8 protein-coding genes, 2 tRNA genes, 2 rRNA genes and 1 pseudogene are annotated in these 18024 nt (G+C 62.5%); 10 read left to right on the top strand and 3 right to left on the bottom strand.

Going from position 1 to position 18024, the window contains the following annotated elements; all coding sequences use genetic code 11:
• Positions 1–72 precede the first annotated feature (72 nt).
• The 10 genes and pseudogenes from D2V17_RS15385 (at position 73) to D2V17_RS15340 (ending at position 12190) form a co-directional block, all read left to right on the top strand.
• A tRNA-Ala gene (locus D2V17_RS15385) sits at positions 73–148 on the top strand.
• Positions 149–403: 255 nt separating this feature from the next.
• Positions 404–3194 (top strand): 23S ribosomal RNA (locus D2V17_RS15380).
• Between the two features lie 133 nt (positions 3195–3327).
• Positions 3328–3442 (top strand): 5S ribosomal RNA (rrf, locus tag D2V17_RS15375).
• A gap of 286 nt (positions 3443–3728) precedes the next feature.
• Positions 3729–3805: transfer RNA gene (locus D2V17_RS15370), tRNA-Met, on the top strand.
• Positions 3806–3912: 107 nt separating this feature from the next.
• Positions 3913–4860: a GAF domain-containing protein gene (locus tag D2V17_RS15365; protein WP_119593691.1), complete on the top strand. Its 948-nt coding sequence runs from the start codon at positions 3913–3915 to the stop codon at positions 4858–4860.
• Positions 4861–4999: 139 nt separating this feature from the next.
• A complete protein-coding gene (gene adh, locus D2V17_RS15360; RefSeq protein WP_119593690.1) occupies positions 5000–6520 on the top strand; it encodes an aldehyde dehydrogenase in 1521 nt (506 codons plus the stop codon).
• Between the two features lie 87 nt (positions 6521–6607).
• Positions 6608–7642, top strand: coding sequence for an alcohol dehydrogenase AdhP (gene adhP, locus D2V17_RS15355; protein ID WP_119593689.1), 1035 nt, complete (start codon positions 6608–6610; stop codon positions 7640–7642).
• Positions 7642–9961 (top strand): annotated as a pseudogene (acs, locus tag D2V17_RS15350) (acetate--CoA ligase). Before adhP ends, acs begins: the two are co-directional and overlap by 1 nt.
• Positions 9962–10196: 235 nt before the next feature.
• Positions 10197–11336, top strand: a complete 1140-nt coding sequence (locus tag D2V17_RS15345; protein WP_220474130.1) for a GSCFA domain-containing protein — start codon at positions 10197–10199, stop codon at positions 11334–11336.
• A gap of 5 nt (positions 11337–11341) precedes the next feature.
• Positions 11342–12190 (top strand): WcbI family polysaccharide biosynthesis putative acetyltransferase, encoded by an 849-nt coding sequence (locus tag D2V17_RS15340; protein WP_119593687.1) that lies wholly within the window; start codon positions 11342–11344, stop codon positions 12188–12190.
• Between the two features lie 114 nt (positions 12191–12304).
• Here D2V17_RS15340 and D2V17_RS15335 read toward each other — a convergent pair whose 3' ends face one another.
• The 3 genes from D2V17_RS15335 to D2V17_RS15325 all read right to left on the bottom strand — a co-directional run bounded on the left by D2V17_RS15335 (position 12305) and on the right by D2V17_RS15325 (position 17969).
• Positions 12305–15520, bottom strand: coding sequence for a TonB-dependent receptor domain-containing protein (locus tag D2V17_RS15335; protein WP_119593686.1), 3216 nt, complete (start codon positions 15518–15520; stop codon positions 12305–12307).
• 562 nt (positions 15521–16082) lie between these two features.
• Positions 16083–16580, bottom strand: a complete 498-nt coding sequence (locus tag D2V17_RS15330) for a MarR family winged helix-turn-helix transcriptional regulator (protein ID WP_191229231.1) — start codon at positions 16578–16580, stop codon at positions 16083–16085.
• Positions 16581–16772: 192 nt separating this feature from the next.
• Positions 16773–17969, bottom strand: coding sequence for a M20 metallopeptidase family protein (locus D2V17_RS15325; protein ID WP_119593684.1), 1197 nt, complete (start codon positions 17967–17969; stop codon positions 16773–16775).
• Positions 17970–18024: the final 55 nt, after the last annotated feature.

Raw genomic sequence — 18024 nt, 5'->3', positions numbered from 1 at the left:
TTTCGGCTAACGCCGACGGCCGGTCGGCCTTGCGAACCCTTCGGGTTCGAGGGTTGCTTGTTGTCTGGGTAAGGGGCCTTAGCTCAGCTGGGAGAGCGGTTGCTTTGCAAGCATCAGGTCATCGGTTCGATCCCGATAGGCTCCACCAGGCAAGTATTTCCAGAGATGAAGAGAAAGCGGATCCCGCCTTGGCGGGTAGGCAACACTGGTTGCCGTCTTTGACATTGTGAATGGGTTTTTAAATCGATGCCGCGAGGTGTCGTCGTGCTGGCAAGGCCTTTGGGTCTGGTCCAGTCGATGGCAAATCGCAAATCAATCAAATTGATTATCTGGCTGAGATAATTCCTCCGCGCCATTGTATCGGCAAGCGTTATGCAGACTTGTCGTTGATGGTGTGGATTCTCAAGCGTGAGGTAAGAGCATTTGGTGGATGCCTTGGCATGTACAGGCTATGAAGGACGTGGCACGCTGCGATAAGCGTCGGGGAGCTGTGAGCAAGCTTCGATCCGGCGATTTCCGAATGGGGAAACCCACCCTCACCATTTCCTCTGTGATCCCTTTGGGGATTGTAGAAGAGGTGGATAGGGTATCACCTTGCTGAATATATAGGCTTGGTGAAGCTAACCCGGGGAACTGAAACATCTCAGTACCTGGAGGAAAAGACATCAACCGAGATTCCCGTAGTAGTGGCGAGCGAACCGGGACCAGGCCAGTGCCTTCATTTCAACTAGCAGAACACTCTGGAAAGTGTGGCCATAGCGGGTGACAGCCCCGTATGCGAAAGTGATGATGAAGGACTTGAGTAGGGCGGGACACGTGAAATCCTGTCTGAACATGGGGGGACCACCCTCCAAGCCTAAATACTCGTACATGACCGATAGCGAACACAGTACCGTGAGGGAAAGGTGAAAAGCACCCCGATTAGGGGAGTGAAACAGTACCTGAAACCGAATGCTTACAATCAGTTGGAGCCCCATAGGGGGTGACAGCGTACCTCTTGCATAATGGGTCAGTGACTTAATCTAGCAAGCAAGCTTAAGCCGTTAGGTGTAGGCGCAGCGAAAGCGAGTCTGAATAGGGCGAATGAGTTTGTTGGATTAGACCCGAACCCCGGCGATCTAGGCATGAGCAGGCTGAAGGTGCGGTAACACGCACTGGAGGGCCGAACCGTTGCACGTTGAAAAGTGCTCGGATGACTTGTGTTTAGGGGTGAAAGGCCAATCAAGCCGGGAAATAGCTGGTTCTCCGCGAAATCTATTGAGGTAGAGCGTCAGATGTATGCCGATGGGGGTAGAGCACTGGATGGGCTAGGGCTGCGCGAGCGGTACCAAACCTAACCAAACTCCGAATACCATCGAGTCTTGTCTGGCAGACAGACGGCGGGTGCTAAGGTCCGTCGTCAAAAGGGAAACAGCCCTAACCTACAGCTAAGGTCCCCAAGTAATACCTAAGTGCGAAAGCATGTGGGAATCCCAAAACAACCAGGAGGTTGGCTTAGAAGCAGCCATCCTTTAAAGAAAGCGTAACAGCTCACTGGTCTAAATAAGGGTTCCTGCGGCGAAGATGTAACGGGACTAAAGGTATTCACCGAAGCTTAGGGTTCAGAACTTTGTTCTGAGCGGTAGCGGAGCGTTCCGTAAGCGAGCGAAGGAGAAGGGTAACCGACTCTGGACGTATCGGAAGTGCGAATGCTGACATGAGTAGCGATAAAGAGGGTGAGATGCCCTCTCGCCGAAAGACCAAGGGTTCCTGCGCAACGCTAATCGGCGCAGGGTAAGCCGGCCCCTAAGACGAGCCCGAAGGGGGTAGTCGATGGGAACCACGTTAATATTCGTGGGCCTGGTGGTGTGTGACGGATGGCGGAAGTAGTTCACTCTTATCGGATTGAGTGGGCTGCCAAGTTGTCCCGGGAAATAGCCCCACCGTATAGACCGTACCCGAAACCGACACAGGTGGTCAGGTAGAGTATACCAAGGCGCTTGAGTGAAGTATCCTGAAGGAACTCGGCAAATTGCCTCCGTACCTTCGGAAGAAGGAGGCCCCATCTTAAGGCAACTTTTGGTGGGGGGCACAGGCCAGGGGGTAGCGACTGTTTATCAAAAACACAGGACTCTGCTAAGTCGGCTTCAAGACGACGTATAGGGTCTGACGCCTGCCCGGTGCTCGAAGGTTAAGAGGAGGAGTGCAAGCTCCGAATTGAAGCCCGAGTAAACGGCGGCCGTAACTATAACGGTCCTAAGGTAGCGAAATTCCTTGTCGGGTAAGTTCCGACCTGCACGAATGGCGTAACGACTTCCCCACTGTCTCCAGGATATGCTCAGCGAAATTGAAGTTCCCGTGAAGATGCGGGATACCCGCGGTTAGACGGAAAGACCCCGTGCACCTTTACTGCAGCTTCAGAGTGGCATTAGGAAAGAGTTGTGTAGCATAGGTGGGAGGCTTTGAAACTTGGGCGCCAGTCCGAGTGGAGCCATAGGTGAAATACCACCCTGCTGTTTTCTGATGTCTAACTAACTACCGTTATCCGGTAGTAGGACCCTCTGTGGCGGGTAGTTTGACTGGGGCGGTCGCCTCCTAAAGAGTAACGGAGGCGCGCGATGGTAGGCTCAGGCCGGTTGGAAACCGGCTGCAAGAGTGCAATGGCATAAGCCTGCCTGACTGCGAGACTGACGAGTCGAGCAGAGACGAAAGTCGGTCATAGTGATCCGGTGGTCCCTCGTGGAAGGGCCATCGCTCAACGGATAAAAGGTACGCCGGGGATAACAGGCTGATACTGCCCAAGAGCTCATATCGACGGCAGTGTTTGGCACCTCGATGTCGGCTCATCACATCCTGGGGCTGGAGCAGGTCCCAAGGGTTTGGCTGTTCGCCAATTAAAGTGGTACGTGAGCTGGGTTCAGAACGTCGCGAGACAGTTTGGTCCCTATCTGCCGTGGGCGTCGATTGTTGAGAGGAGTTGCCCCTAGTACGAGAGGACCGGGGTGAACATACCTCTGGTGTACCTGTCATCGCGCCAGCGGTGCAGCAGGGTAGCTATGTATGGACGGGATAACCGCTGAAAGCATCTAAGCGGGAAGCCTCCCTCAAGATTAGCAATCATCGAACCGTGATAGACCATCACGTTGATAGGCCAGGTGTGGAAGCGCAGTAATGTGTGGAGCTAACTGGTCCTAATCGTTCAGATCATGCTTGGTGAATCCCACCATCAACGTCAGGGCTGCAAAGCTCTGGCCTCGGAGGATCATCCAGCCAGATACGACGCCTAACAAACAACACACCGATTGGTGCATCGATTTAAAAACCTTGTCCCGCCCGCCTGCTTCATTGCTTGGTGGTCATGGCACCTGTGACCCACCCGATCCCATCTCGAACTCGGCCGTGAAACCAGGTAGCGCCGATGGTACTGTGTCTTAAGGCACGGAAGAGTAGGTCGCCGCCAGGCATTGTAGCAGGCGGGAAGGCAAGGTTCATACCCATTCACATAGTCATAGGGCTGTCCCAAAAGGGCGGCCCTTTTGGCGTCTCTGGCGATCCGATGATCTCCTTCGACGCCAAATCCCTCCCGGGGTCATGTCCCGGAAGGTCCGGTTCGCTCTCCTCCCATGGCTGGCGAACCATCGACCCCAAAGGGGTCGCAAGCGCGACCGCGCGCCCGCACCCCGGACTTGTCCGGGGGAGGATAGCCAAGGGGCCGCATGGCCCCGCCGGCGCCTGAGGCAAATCGGTAACGCGGGGTGGAGCAGCCCGGTAGCTCGTCAGGCTCATAACCTGAAGGTCGTTGGTTCAAATCCAACCCCCGCAACCATCTCTACTCGCAAAAAGCCCCGCCCAACAGGCGGGGCTTTTTGCGTTCGGCGCCGCTTCACGGAGCGGACCATCGTCAACCCCGGCAAAATAGGCTATGTGCGTCTCATGGCTGGCCAACACGAAGAGTCCGTCGCAGAGGTTTTGCACTCCTCATCGAGTGCGGCGCAGTCGTTCGTCGCCGCCAGCTGGTGTCGTTCGGGGCTGAAGCACGGGCTTGATGTCAGTGCCGAGCGGGTGCCCGAACTGGTCTCAGGTTGCGATCTCACTCAGCGTCGGCAGCAGCATGAGCTGATGCTGGAGGTGGCGCGTCCGCTGCTCGATCAGCTGTTTCAGACCGTTTCCGCCACCGGCTGTGCGATCATGCTGTCGGACAATGATGGCGTTATCCTCGAAGCGCGGAGCAATGCCGGCGATCGGGCGATGTTCGACCAGATCGGGCTCACCGCCGGTGGGGTCTGGAGCGAGAGCCGCGAGGGAACCAATGGGATCGGCACCTGTCTCGTGGAGGGGCGGGCGGTCATGATCCACCGCGACGAGCATTTCGCCAGTCGCAATATCGGCATCAGCTGTATGGATGCGCCCGTGCGCGATGCCGCGGGGCGGCTTGTCGGGGCGCTCGATATTTCCAACTGCCGCGACGATCACACCGCCGCAACCGGCGCCCTGATCCAGAAGATCGTGCAGGACGCGGCGCGTAGAATCGAGAGCGGCGTCTTTCGCGAGTTCTTCAAACGGCACCGCATCATCGATGCAAACCTTCCCGGCGGCGATACGGCTTTGCTCGCGGTCGATCGGGACGATCTCGTGATCGGTGCCACCCACGCCGCGCGCCATCGCTTCAAGCTTACCGACGCCTGCCTGACCGGTTCGCGCACCGCTGCCGAGATCCTCGGCGGCGAGGCTGCGGTATCGTTTCACGACTCCGAGCGTGCGGTGTTGCGCCGCGCGCTTGCACAGGCCAACGGCAATGCAACTCAGGCGGCAAAGGCGCTCGGGATCGGCCGGGCCACGCTTTATCGCCGCATGGAAAAGGTCGGGCTTTCGCGCGGCTGACACGGCGTGTCTCGATTTGTCTCGATAGTGAGACAGTTCCACGCTCCGATCGGATGCCGCCTCTTTCCTGCGGCACTCTTTCGCGAGACCATCATCCTCAAGACCGGGCGAGTCCGGCGATCGTGAAGAGGATGAACTGATGGATATGCAAACCAATCCGGCTGCGGCCATGACCGCGCCCTTTGCCGAAAAGTACGACAACTTCATTGGCGGCAAGTGGGTCGCGCCCAGGGATGGGCGCTATTTCGACAATATCTCGTCAATCACCGGCAAGTCGGTCGGCAAGGTTGCGCGCAGCCAGGCGGCGGACATCGAGGCCGCGCTCGATGCAGCTCATGCGGCGAAGGACGCCTGGGGTCGCACCAGCGCGGGCGAGCGGGCGCTGATCCTCAACCGGATCGCCGACCGGATGGAGGAGAACCTCGAAAAGATCGCCGTGGCCGAGACCTGGGACAACGGCAAGCCGCTGCGCGAGACCATGGCCGCCGACATTCCGCTCGCGATCGACCACTTTCGCTATTTCGCGGGCTGCATCCGCGCGCAGGAAGGCGGCATTTCGGAAATCGACCACGATACGGTCGCCTACCATTTCCACGAGCCGCTGGGCGTGGTCGGTCAGATCATTCCGTGGAACTTCCCGATCCTGATGGCGGTGTGGAAGCTCGCTCCGGCGCTGGCGGCAGGCAACTGCGTGGTGCTGAAACCTGCCGAGCAGACCCCGGCCTCGATCATGGTGCTGGTCGAGCTGATCGGCGATCTGTTGCCCGCCGGCGTGCTCAACGTGGTCAACGGGTTCGGCGTGGAAGCGGGCAAGCCGCTCGCCAGCAGCAGCCGGATCGCCAAGATCGCCTTTACCGGCGAGACCACCACCGGTCGCCTCATCATGCAATATGCCAGCGAGAACCTGATCCCGGTCACGCTGGAACTGGGCGGCAAGAGCCCGAACATCTTTTTCGAGGACGTGTGCCGCGAGGACGATGACTATCTCGACAAGGCAATCGAGGGCTTCGTGATGTTCGCGCTCAATCAGGGGGAGGTCTGCACCTGCCCCAGCCGCGCGCTGATCCACGAGAGCATCTACGACCGCTTCATGGAACGGGCGATCAGGCGCGTCGAGGCGATCAAGGCCGGTAATCCGCTCGACATCGAGACCATGATCGGGGCGCAGGCCTCGTCCGAGCAACAGCAGAAGATCCTCTCCTATATCGACATCGGCAAACAGGAAGGCGCCGAGCTGCTGACCGGCGGCGAGGCCGCGCGGTTCGAGGGTGAAATCGCAGGCGGCTATTACGTCAAGCCGACCGTGTTCCGGGGCAACAACCGGATGCGCATCTTCCAGGAGGAAATCTTCGGCCCGGTCGTCTCGGTCACCACCTTCAAGGACCATGACGAGGCGTTGGAGATCGCCAACGACACGCTCTATGGCCTGGGCGCAGGCGTGTGGAGCCGCGATGCCAACACCTGCTACCGCTTCGGCCGCGCAATCAAGGCCGGGCGCGTGTGGACCAACTGCTATCACGCCTATCCCGCCCATGCGGCGTTCGGCGGCTACAAGCAGTCGGGCATCGGTCGCGAAAACCATCGCATGATGCTCGATCATTATCAGCAGACCAAGAACATGCTGGTCAGCTACAGCCCGAAGAAGCTCGGCTTCTTCTAAGGCGCGCCCCTCTCCCTCCCCCCCTCGGGCGCTGCGGCGGATGCCCGTTGCAGCGCCCTCCAGAAGTGAAGACTCAGGAGAATTGTCATGAGCAAGACCATGAAAGCCGCGGTCGTCCGCGCCTTTGGCGAGCCGCTACGGATCGAGGAAGTGCCGGTGCCCGAAGTGCAGCCGGGCATGATTCAGGTGGCTATTCAGGCCTCGGGCGTGTGCCACACCGATCTGCATGCCGCCGAAGGCGACTGGCCGGTCAAGCCCGAGCCGCCGTTCATTCCCGGCCACGAAGGCGTGGGCTTCGTCTCCGCCGTGGGCAAGGGCGTCACCCATGTGAAGGAGGGCGACCGGGTCGGCGTGCCCTGGCTCTACACCGCCTGCGGCCACTGCACCCACTGCCTCGGCGGGTGGGAAACGCTGTGCGAGAGCCAGCTCAACACCGGCTATTCGGTCAATGGCGGGTTTGCCGACTATGTGCTGGCTGACCCCAACTATGTCGGCCACCTGCCCGACAATGTGGGCTTCAACGAGATCGCGCCGGTGCTGTGCGCGGGCGTGACGGTCTACAAGGGCCTGAAGATGACCGACACCAAGCCGGGCGATGCGGTGGTCATCTCGGGCATTGGCGGGCTTGGCCACATGGCGGTGCAATATGCGGTGGCCATGGGCATGAACGTGGTCGCGGTCGATGTCGACGATGCCAAGCTCGATCTCGCGCGCAAGCTCGGCGCGGTCGAAACGGTCAATGCCCGCACCGAGGCGGACCCTGCCGCAGTGGTCAAGCGGCTGACCGGCGGCGGCGCGCGCGGCGCGCTGGTGACGGCGGTGAGCGAGAAGGCCTTCGAACAGGCGGTCGGCATGATCGGGCGCGGCGGCACCGTAGCGCTCAATGGCCTGCCGCCGGGCGATTTTCCGCTCAACATCTTCGGCATGGTGCTGAACGGGATCACCGTGCGCGGCTCCATCGTCGGCACGCGCCTCGACCTGCAGGAGTCGCTTGATTTCGCGGGTGACGGCAAGGTCAAGGCGACGATCTCCACCGCGAAGATCGACGACATCAACTCGGTGTTCGACAAGATGCGCCAGGGGCAGATCGAAGGACGCATCGTCCTCGACCTGACGCAGTAATGCAGTGCGCCGCCCCGCAGGCAGGGGCGGTCAGCCCGGAGGCCCTGCCGGTCGACCGGGTGATCGCCACCGATATGGCGGCGGCGCTACTGGCCGAAATCGTGGATCAGCACGGCCCCGTGCTGATCCACCAGTCGGGCGGGTGCTGCGATGGCTCCAGCCCGATGGTTTACCCGCGCGACGAATTTCGGTTGGGCGGGGCCGACGTGCTGCTGGGCACGATCGGCACCACACCGGTCTATATCGGCCAGGCGCAGTTCGCCGCCTGGAAGCACACGCAGCTGATCCTCGACGTGGTGGAGGGGCGTGGAGGCATGTTCAGTCTGGATAATGGAACGGGCAAGCGCTTCCTCGTGAGAAGCCGTGCCTATGGGGAGAGAGAACTTACCATGTTGCACAGGGCAGATCGCCTGCGCGCGATGCAGGCATCGCTGGACCGTGACGCCGATGGCTTCTGGCTGGCGCAGGCGCGCCGCCTCGACTGGAGCGTCTTTCCGACCAGGGCGGACGAGAGCAGCTTTGCCAAGGCCGATTTCGGCATCCGCTGGTTTGCCGATGGCGAACTGAACGTCTCGGTCAATTGCCTCGACCGCCATCTCGAGACGCGCGGCGAGCAAACGGCGATCGTGTTCGAAGGCGACGAGCCCGGCGAAGGGCGCAGCCTCACCTATCGCGCGTTGCACGGCGAGGTCTGTCGCTTCGCCAATGTGTTGAAAGCCCGCGGCATCGGCAAGGGCGACCGGGTGGCCATCTATATGCCGATGGTGCCCGAAGCGGCGATTGCGATGCTGGCCTGCGCCCGGATCGGCGCGGTGCACTCGGTGGTGTTCGGCGGCTTTTCGCCCGATAGTCTGGCGGACCGGATCATCGACTGCGATGCCACCTTGGTTGTCACCGCCGACGAGGGAACGCGCGGCGGCAAGCGCATTGCTCTCAAAGCCAATGTCGATCGCGCGCTGGAGCGGGCGAGCGGCGTCGCGACGGTGGTCGTCATGCGGCGAACCGGCGGCGCGGTGGCGATGCGCGACGGGCGCGACATCTGGTGGGACGAGGCCTGCGCCGCGGCCATCGCCGAGTGCGCACCCGAACCGATGAATGCCGAAGATCCGCTGTTCATTCTCTATACCTCGGGCTCGACCGGGAAGCCGAAGGGCGTGCTGCACACCACCGGCGGCTATCTGCTGTGGTCCGCACTGACCTATGAGCTGCTGTTCGGGCCGGAAGAGGGCAAGGACGTTGCTGACGACCTGTTCTGGTGCACCGCCGATGTGGGCTGGATCACCGGGCACACCTATGTCGTCTATGGCCCGCTTGCCAACGGGGCGAGCACGGTGATGTTCGATGGTGTGCCCAACTATCCCGATCCGGGCCGCTGGTGGGAAACGAGCCAGCGGCTGGGGGTGACGGTGTTCTACACCGCGCCGACGGCGATCCGCGCGCTGATGCGCGAAGGCGATCGGTGGGTGACGCGTCATGACCTGTCGGCGATCCGTCTGCTGGCGACGGTGGGCGAACCGATCAATCCCGAAGCCTGGGAATGGTATCACGATCACGTCGGGCGAGGGGAATGCCCGATCGTCGATACCTGGTGGCAGACGGAAACCGGCGGCGCGCTGATTGCCCCCGTTCCGGGCGTGACCAGAGCCAAGCCCGGCAGCGCGACCTTGCCGCTGCCCGGTGTCAGCCCTGCACTGGTCGATGGCGAAGGGCATGTGCTGGCCGGCGTGGCGGAGGGCAATCTGGTGCTGACGCGCAGCTGGCCGGGCCAGATGCGCACCGTCTATGGCGACCACGAGCGCTTCTTTCAGACCTATTTCAGCACCTTCCCCGGCACCTATTGCACGGGCGACGGCGCGCGCCGCGACGATGATGGCTATTACTGGATCACCGGCCGGGTCGACGATGTGATCAACGTATCGGGCCATCGCATGGGCACGGCCGAGGTGGAAAGCGCGCTCGATGTTCACCCGCTGGTAGCCGAGGCCGCGGTCGTGGGCATGCCGCACGATATCAAGGGGCAGGGCATCTATGCCTTTGTCACGCTCAACGCCGGGGAGGAAGGCAGCGACGCGCTGCGCCGGGAATTGCGCGATCTGGTGCGGAGCGAAATCGGGCCGATTGCCACGCCTGATATCATTCAGTTCGTGGCCAACTTGCCCCAAGACGCGGTCGGGCAAGATCATGCGGCGGGTGCTGCGCAAATTGGCCGAGGGACATCCCGAGCAGATCGGCGATATCTCCACGCTGGCCGATCCGTCGGTGGTGCAGCAGGTGCGCGACGGGATGGTTGCGCTGGATGGGCCGCTTCCGGCCAGATAGCGTTAGCCTCCAAGGCAGGGCGGGTCAGGCACAAGTTGTCGAGAGGTAATGCGGCCCGCAAACCAAATACTTTTCCCGATTGTGATTGAACAGAGTGCTGAGCAAAGGGTATAGACTTTTTGCAATAGCAATTTCTGACGGATCGTATGGCACAAACTACCCATCAGCCTCGCAGGCTCTTGCCGCTATGGGCAGGAATCCAGCGGGGCTGGCGGCCACGGTTCTTGTCATCAACATGAGCGATTTGGGCAGCGGCGCGAACTGCGCCTGGGCAAGGTCTGCGGCAAAAAAGGGGGGCGCCGTTCACGCCAGTGGCGCGGGGCCGTCGCATCCTTATCGCGGCCTGCAGCCCTACCAGTTCTGGAACCGCTCGATCTCGGCGGTCGAGCCGCATCTGGTGGACCCGGTGACCAATCCCCGCTTCACCATCGGTCGCGAGGCGCGTGTCGCCACGGCTGGCAGCTGCTTTGCGCAGCATATCTCCCGCAGCATCAGCCGGTCGGGATACAACTATTTCGTGACCGAGGATGGGGCTGACCTTTCCGAACAGGATAGAACGGCTGGCGGCTACGGGATCTTTCCGGCGCGCTTCGGCAACATCTACACCACGGTGCAGCTGCTGCAGCTGTTCGAGGAGGCGTTCGGGGAAAGAGAACCCGCGGCCCAGGCCTTGCAGCGGCCCGACGGCAGATATGTCGATCCGCTGCGGCAGCAGGTGGACGCCCGCGGTTTCGACAGCCCCGCGGCGGTGCGGGAGGACCGGGCGGGCCATCTTGCCTGCGTTCGGCGCATGTTTGCCGAGACCGATCTGTTCATCTTCACCCTCGGTCTGGCCGAAGCCTGGCAGTTGCGCAGCGATGGCACGGTATTCTCATCGGCTCCCGGCGTGGTCGGCGGTGCCTACGATCCCGAGCTGCACGCCTTCGCCAACTTCTCGCTGGAAGAGACCTATGGCGCGCTGCGTACATTTCTCGAAAAGTTTCATCGGCTTAATCCCGATGCCAAGGTCCTGCTGACCGTATCGCCGGTCCCGCTGATGGCTACCTACGAGGATCGCTCGGTCCTTTCGTCGACCACGCTGAGCAAGTCGGTCCTGCGCGTGGCGGCAGATATGGCGATCCGGGATCACGCATGGGTGGACTACTTTCCCGCCTACGAGATCATCACCGCAAGCGTCACCGGCGGCATGTATTACGAGGACGATCACCGCGGTATCAATGCGCTGGGCGTTGCGCATGCGGTGCGTTGCTTCATGGCCAACTATACCCGGGACGCAGACCGGCTCGATCACGCCGCGATGGACTTGTCCGTCGATCCTTCGGCAAGCCAGCGCGTGCTCTGCGACGAGGACATTCTGGCGATGGCGCGGCGCTGACCTGCATGGAGCGCTGGCTGGTCATGTCGAATTGCCAGACGGTCGGTCTGGCGAATTCTCTTCAGGCGCAGACAGGTGAGGTTGCGGTCGACGGGCTCGATCCCTCGCAGTTCAAGGCCAGGGCCTGGCGGGCAAATGCGCGGATGAAACGCTACGACAGGTTGCTGCTGGCGGATGCCGTCTGGCCCGAAGTGCCGAAAGCCAGACTTGAGCGGATCGGCGCCCATGTCCGGCTGCCGGTCATGACCTTTCGCGGCTATCACCCCGACCTCGTCTACATCTTCAACCGGGGCAAGCCGCTGTCCGGGCCGGTGAGCCATTACCATTCGGCCATCGCTTTCGCCTGCTTCCGCCAGGGTATCGCGCTGGCCGATGTGCCATCCTATTTCACCGGCGCCTTTTTCGAGAAGTGCGGCTATTTCGGTCTATGGGCGGGGGAGAGAGATCGCCTCCTCGCCGAGTTCCGTGGTTGCGGGCTCGAGATTGGGCCCTACTTCCGCAATTGGGGCCGCGGGGCGGCCTTCATGTATTCGTACAACCATCCGCGCATCCAGCCGCTTTACGACATGGCATCCACGATACTGGAAACGCTTGGCGTGACCCCGCAGAGGTCGGATTTGATCCCGCACGACAATCTGGCCAGCAGCGCGATCTTCCCCGTCTACCCCGAAGTCGGCGAGGCTACGGGCGTATCGGGCCAGTACATCTTCCGCACGACGGGCGACTACCGGCCGATCGGCCTGAGCGAATTCCTCGCCCGGTGTTATGACCTTTATGGCAGCATCCCGGCAGAGGATCTCGCACCCTTTCCGGAATTCCGCGATCAGGTGGAGCATATTTCCGGCCTGCTGTGACCGTCGCGGAAGGGTTGCCAAGGAAAAGGGGTGCCCGGCGAATTGCCGGACACCCCTTGCCTTATCGGTGAGCCGAGCGCCGAAAGGAGATTGGGCGCCGACGCTCCGAGCGGCCTAGAAGGTCATCTTCGCGCCGAGGTAGAAGCGCCGCCCGATCAGGTCGAAGAAATAGGGGTTGATCGGGTTCGAGCCGACCGCATTGGCAAGCCCGGTGGTTTCGGCATTGTATTCGACCAGCGGCGGTTTCCGGTTGAACAGGTTGTCGATGCCGAAGCGCAGGGTGACGTTGTCGGTTGCCGCAAGCGAGGCGCTCAGGTTGAACAGGTCGTAGGCCGGCGATCCGACGAAGGGGGTATCCTTGTTGAACGCATAGGTGATCGACTTCGCCGCCGGCTGATGCTGCCATTGCAGCGACACCGTCGCCGGGCCGACCGAATAGCCGATGGTGTTCAGCATCTTCCAGCGGAACGAGCCGGGGTTGAGCCCGTTCTCGGCCACACCGTTGCTGCCGGCCGGACCCAGCGTCCCGGCATATTCGACCAGGTCACCCGCCGGGCCCGCACTCGCCGGAAGCGGGGAGGACTTCATCGTGATCAGGTAGTTGAACACCGAGGTCAGCGACAGATCGCCCGGACCAACCGGCGCGCGCCAGTTGAGTTGCACATCGACCCCCTCGGTGCGGAAGCGGCCGTTGTTGAGGAAGGTCGTCTGCACGTTGCCCAGCGCGCCGTCGCCCGCCACGCGGCCGATGGCCTGACAGAACGGGTTGGCCGCCGCCGCTGCCGGATTGCTGGCGATATCCGGGTTGAAGGTCGGATCGAAACACGAGCGCTGTGCCGAATCCAGCGTTTGCGGGCCAATCGCGTCGTCGACCGCGATATTGTAGTAGTCGACCGACAGCCGCAGGTTGTTGAGCAGATCGCTGCCATGAAACGGCGAATCGATCACCGCGCCGATGGTCCAGGTCTTGGCCGTTTCCGGCTTTACGCTGGCATTGCCGACGAGCGTCGGGAAGGCAAAGGCCGGGCCGAGCGCGTTGTAGAACTGCGGGTTCGAATAGAAGGTATCCGCAGTGCCGGCAATGGACTGGTCCATGAGGATCCGGCACACCGCCTCGACGTTCGCCGCGTTGCTGTTGGTGTTCGGATTGGCCGAATAGGACAGCGTGTTGTTGAGCCGGCAGACATCGCCGCCGCCTGCTGCGGTGAAGGTCTGCTGCGGGGCGAGGAACAGTTCGGCCACGTTCGGCGCGCGTACCGCCTTGTTGAACCCGCCGCGCAGGCGCAGGAAGTCCGTCACCTCCCAGTCGGCCATGATCTTCCAGGTCGTGGCGGTGCCGGTCGTGTTGTAGTCCGAATGGCGCGCGCCCAGCGTCAGTTCGAGGCTCTCGATGGCGGGCAGATCCGACAGCAGCGGAATCAGCACTTCGCCATAGATATCGTGGACCTTGATGAAACCCTCGGAACTGCCCGAGGGATAGATGCCCACGGCCTGATCCTGGAACGAGATGCCCTGCGAGGTCAGGCTGTCATTGATGAACTCGTATTTGTTCTCGCGGTAGCTGGTGCCGAAGGCGGCGCGCACTTCGCCTGCGGGAAGCTCGAACAGCGGGCCCTGAACGTTGGCTTCGAACACGGTCTGACGCATTTTCGACCGGCTCTGCAAGGTGGCCGAAATGGCCTTGATGCAGTCTTCGGAGATCTGCAGGTCGAGATCGAACGGATCGAGGCCGCTGGTGCAGGTGGCGCTCGCCGCGCCGAAGCCGCCGAACGCGGCGTTGCCCTGTGCCGAGAAACCGCGGCCCCAGTCCGGGCTGGTCAGCACTTCGCGCAGGCGCGAGAGCGAGGCGATGCCGGTGATGACGGTCGAGGTCTGCGATTCGCCATGCTGGACGAAGGCTTCCCAGGTCCAGTCGGTGCCCGGTACGCTGCCTTCGAAGCCGCCGGTTACGTTGTAGGTCTGCACGTCGGTGCTGGCCTCGCGGTTGGCGTAGTCGAGGTAGTAGGTCAGCTGCCAGTTACAGCTTGCGCCGGAGCCCGGAACGCCCGGCGTGGCGGTGGGATCGCAGCCCAGCCCTTCGAGCGCGGCCTGCGAGGTGCCGACCGGAATGGTGCGGCTGTCGAGAATGGTGCGCAGCTCGTCGGGCACCGGGTTCGAGGCCGGAACCAGCGCCGACCACCCGTTGACCGAGGGGGAGGGCTGCTGGATCGTGTCGGTCCGCACCGTGGTGAAGTTCATCTGCGCGAAGGCGCCGATCCAGTCGTTGATCTCGTAGTTGCCGCGGGCATAGATGTTGTAGCGCGTCAGCGGCAGCACCACGAGAGCATCCTGGAAGTTCTGGCCGAGCGAACCGTCGTTCAGCAGTTTATACTTGGGATCGCTCAGGTCGCCCTTGAAGCGGGACGAGCCACCCGGAGGGCTCTGGAAAAAGCCGGTGAAGGCCGTGCCGTCCGGGTTGAAGTACAGCCGGCTGCCCGCGCTCACGTTGCCCGCACCGAACAGGCCATCGTAGACGGCCTGCGAAGGGTTGACCCCGCCGAGCGGCTGGAAGCCCGAGAAATCGGGGAAGAACTCGGTCCCGACGAAGCGCGGATCGTTCCAGGCGTCGATCTGATAGTCGCGGTCGCGCGCATAGGCGGATTCGCGGGTGTTGGTGGAAAAGCCGATGGTGACATTGCCGCGCCCGTCGGCAAAGTTCGTGCCCATCAGGCCGCTGAGCGAATATTCGAACCCGTCGCCTTCCTGCGAAATGCCGGCCGAGGCATCCAGTTCGAGGCCCTGAAAGTCCTTCTTCAGGATGAAGTTGACCACGCCGCCGATGGCGTCGGCACCATAGGTGGCCGAAGCGCCGCCGGTGATGATCTCCACCCGTTCGATCGCGGCGGAGGGGATGGTGTTGATGTCGACCACGCCCAGCGCGTTGGCGGGCGTCGCCCGGCGGCCGTCGACCAGCACCAGATTGCGGTTCGTACCCAGACCGCGCAGCGACACGGTGGCCGCGCCCGGCGTGCTGGTGGCGGTCGGCTGGACGTCGCCGCCGAGCGACGGGGTCTGCACCGGGGTGAAGGCGGGCAGTTTGTTGAGGCTGGTCTCGATGGCGGCGGTGGAGCTGTTTTCGAACAGATCCTCGCCCGCGGTCACGATCGGGCTGCTGGCCTCGAAATCGCGGCGCTGGATGCGCGAGCCGGTGACGACGATGCGCGATTCATCCTGGCTCTGCGCGGCCTCCGGCCCCTGCTGCGCGTGGACGATTTGTGTGCCCGCAAAAAGGTAGATCGCACTGGTACAGCCCAATGCGGCACGGACACACTTCGAGTGTCGTGAAGTCATAGCATACCTCCCATTTCGGCGGCCCATCCTTGTGGCGGGCTCACCCCTGTTCCGGGGCCTCTCACCCCGGCTGATAAGACTATGGTGAAATAGTTTGAATGTAAACAACCTTGGAAATCAAATGACCGTTTTAAGGGATTTGACTGAGAATAATGGTTGTAAATTGAACCTAATGCGTGCGGGTTATAGGCCGTGGGCGTGCCTATGCGACCGTTGCTCTCCCCGGATGCGCGGGCTGCGCTGCGCGGTTATGGGAGCGAGCGGGGCCTGGCGGCGGATCATCGGCAATGCGCCTGCGCGCTCCTGCCCACGCAGATCCGGGCGAGCATTCGCGAGAGATCGATGGCGGGGCTGGTGCTCATCTGTGCCTTGCACGGATTGCTTGCTCGCAGCGGCCGTGCCCCTGCGCGAAACGGCTTTCCAGCATCGCGAACTCTCCCGGCTGCGCGATCCGGCCAGACGACCGGAAATGGCGATCACTGTGGTGATTCTGATGCGGATCGTATGTGTAAATATAAACCGGGTCAATGCGGGCAGGTTGTCCAGATCATCCTTTCTGGCGCTACCCCTTCATGCCGAGTTCGCGCAGCAGGCTGTCGAAATCTCCGGCATAGTCGAGGTTGTTGGCCATCCGCGCGAGGTATCCCAGCAGGATCACCTTGTCGGTCTCCGAGAGGCCGTCGAGCAGGCGTTTCTCGCGTGCGAGCGATATCTTCACGATCCTTGCGTTCAGCTCGTAGCCCGCATCGGTGAGGGTGAGTTGTTGCTTGCGGCCCGTGCTGCCGGACTGGATCAGGCCCTTCTCCAGCAGGTCTCTGACGGTGCGGCTGACGATGGACTTGTTCATCACCAATGCCTCGCAAAGCCCTGTTGCGGTTAGGTTCGGGCAGTCGGCCAGCACCGAGATCACGCGAATCTCGTTCACGCCGGTGCCATAGGCTTCCAGGAAGAAGCGCGATTGCGACCAGATGAAATTGTTGGAAAGCACGCCCAGATAGTGCGGCACGAAGGTGTGCCGATTGATCGTCGGTTCCTGCTTGCGATCCTCAAGCGATGTCATTGGCTGCTCACGTCCTTGTTCATGCCATGTGCGCGGCGGCAGCCGAAGGCCGCTGCCCGCCCGCGTCATGGCTCCAAGCCGTCCCTGCCCATGATTGACATGTCAACCATTTTGACGGAGGTTTAGTTTATAAGTAAACGCAATTGACCTTGGCCGCATGTGCTGGCGCTCGTCTCCTGCGCCTGTCCCGGCTCAGTCCCAGCCGCGTTCGAGGAACCGCAGCGCGAAGCCCGCCATCAGCGCCGCGCCCTTGGGCAGCACGGCCTCATCGACGATCATGCGGGTGGAATGGAGGCCGCAGCAGGTCTGCCAGTCGCTGCCCTCTGCCGCCACGCCGAGGAAGAACATCGCGCCCGGCACCTGTTGCAGCACATAGGAGAAGTCTTCCGCCCCCATGGTCGGGTGGCTGCGCTCTTCCCATGCGCCTGCGCCGCCCAGTTCCATCGCCACCTGCTCGCCGAGGCGCGCGGCGCGCGGGTCGTTCACCGTTACCGGGAAGCCCTCGATGATGCGCACCGTGGCCGTGCAGCCATGGGCCAGCGCCACGTGCTCGGCCACTTGCGCGACCGCCGCGTGAAGATCGGCGCGGCGCTCCGCCGAAAGGGTGCGCATCGTGCCCAGCAGGTGCGCACTGTCGGGGATGACATTGTGCGCCGAGCCTGCCTCCATCTTGGCGATGGTAACCACCGTCGCCTCGCCAGCGTTGAAGCGGCGCGTGACCATCGTCTGCAAGGCGAGCACGATCTCCGCCGCGACCGGCACCGGGTCCACCGCATCGTGCGGCATCGAGGCATGGCCGCCCTTGCCCGTCACCGTGATTTCGAGCTGATCGGCCGAGGCCAGCATCGGTCCCGCGCGCCCGATCAGCACCCCGTGCGGCGCATTGGGCCAGACGTGCAGCGCGAAGGCGGCCTCGGGCAGCGGGTCGAGCAGGCCATCGTTGAGCATATGGCGCGCGCCGTGGAAGCCTTCTTCGCCCGGCTGGAACATGAAGCGCACCTCGCCAGCCAGGTCGCTCTGGCGTTCGGCCAGCAGCCGCGCCGCGCCCGCCAGCATCGCGGTGTGCGCATCGTGGCCGCAGGCGTGCATGCGCCCGGCGAGCTGCGAGGCGAAGGGCAGGCCGGTCTGCTCGCCCATCGGCAGCGCGTCCATATCGCCGCGCAGCAGCACACTGCGGCCTTCCCGCGCGCCCTTCAGCACCGCCACCGCGCCGGTGCAGGAGCCTCCCTCGCGCCATTCGAGCGGCAGATCGGCCAGATCGGCCTTGACCTTGGCGAGGGTCAGCGGGGTTTCGAGCCCCAGTTCCGGTTCGGAATGGATGTTTCGTCGCAGGGCCACGATGCGCTCGCGCAGGGCTGCGGCGCTGTCCATCAGGGTGTTGGTGAGCATGGTCTGTCTTTCGGCTGGAGAGCGGCGTTTGCGCCTTGCGGCCATTAAAGCGCAA

The organism is Aurantiacibacter xanthus (assembly GCF_003584015.1).
GTDB classification, from domain to species: domain Bacteria; phylum Pseudomonadota; class Alphaproteobacteria; order Sphingomonadales; family Sphingomonadaceae; genus Alteraurantiacibacter; species Alteraurantiacibacter xanthus.
This window is presented reverse-complemented; position numbering and strand designations above follow the sequence as displayed.

Excerpts from the sequence above, each read along its gene's own strand:
- D2V17_RS15365 (WP_119593691.1), top strand. The coding sequence starts at position 3,913 with ATGGCTGGCCAACACGAAGAGTCCGTCGCAGAGGTTTTGCACTCCTCA.
- adh (WP_119593690.1), top strand. The coding sequence starts at position 5,000 with ATGGATATGCAAACCAATCCGGCTGCGGCCATGACCGCGCCCTTTGCC.
- adhP (WP_119593689.1), top strand. The coding sequence starts at position 6,608 with ATGAGCAAGACCATGAAAGCCGCGGTCGTCCGCGCCTTTGGCGAGCCG.
- D2V17_RS15345 (WP_220474130.1), top strand. The coding sequence starts at position 10,197 with ATGAGCGATTTGGGCAGCGGCGCGAACTGCGCCTGGGCAAGGTCTGCG.
- D2V17_RS15340 (WP_119593687.1), top strand. The coding sequence starts at position 11,342 with ATGGAGCGCTGGCTGGTCATGTCGAATTGCCAGACGGTCGGTCTGGCG.
- D2V17_RS15335 (WP_119593686.1), bottom strand. The coding sequence starts at position 15,520 with ATGACTTCACGACACTCGAAGTGTGTCCGTGCCGCATTGGGCTGTACC.
- D2V17_RS15330 (WP_191229231.1), bottom strand. The coding sequence starts at position 16,580 with ATGACATCGCTTGAGGATCGCAAGCAGGAACCGACGATCAATCGGCAC.
- D2V17_RS15325 (WP_119593684.1), bottom strand. The coding sequence starts at position 17,969 with ATGCTCACCAACACCCTGATGGACAGCGCCGCAGCCCTGCGCGAGCGC.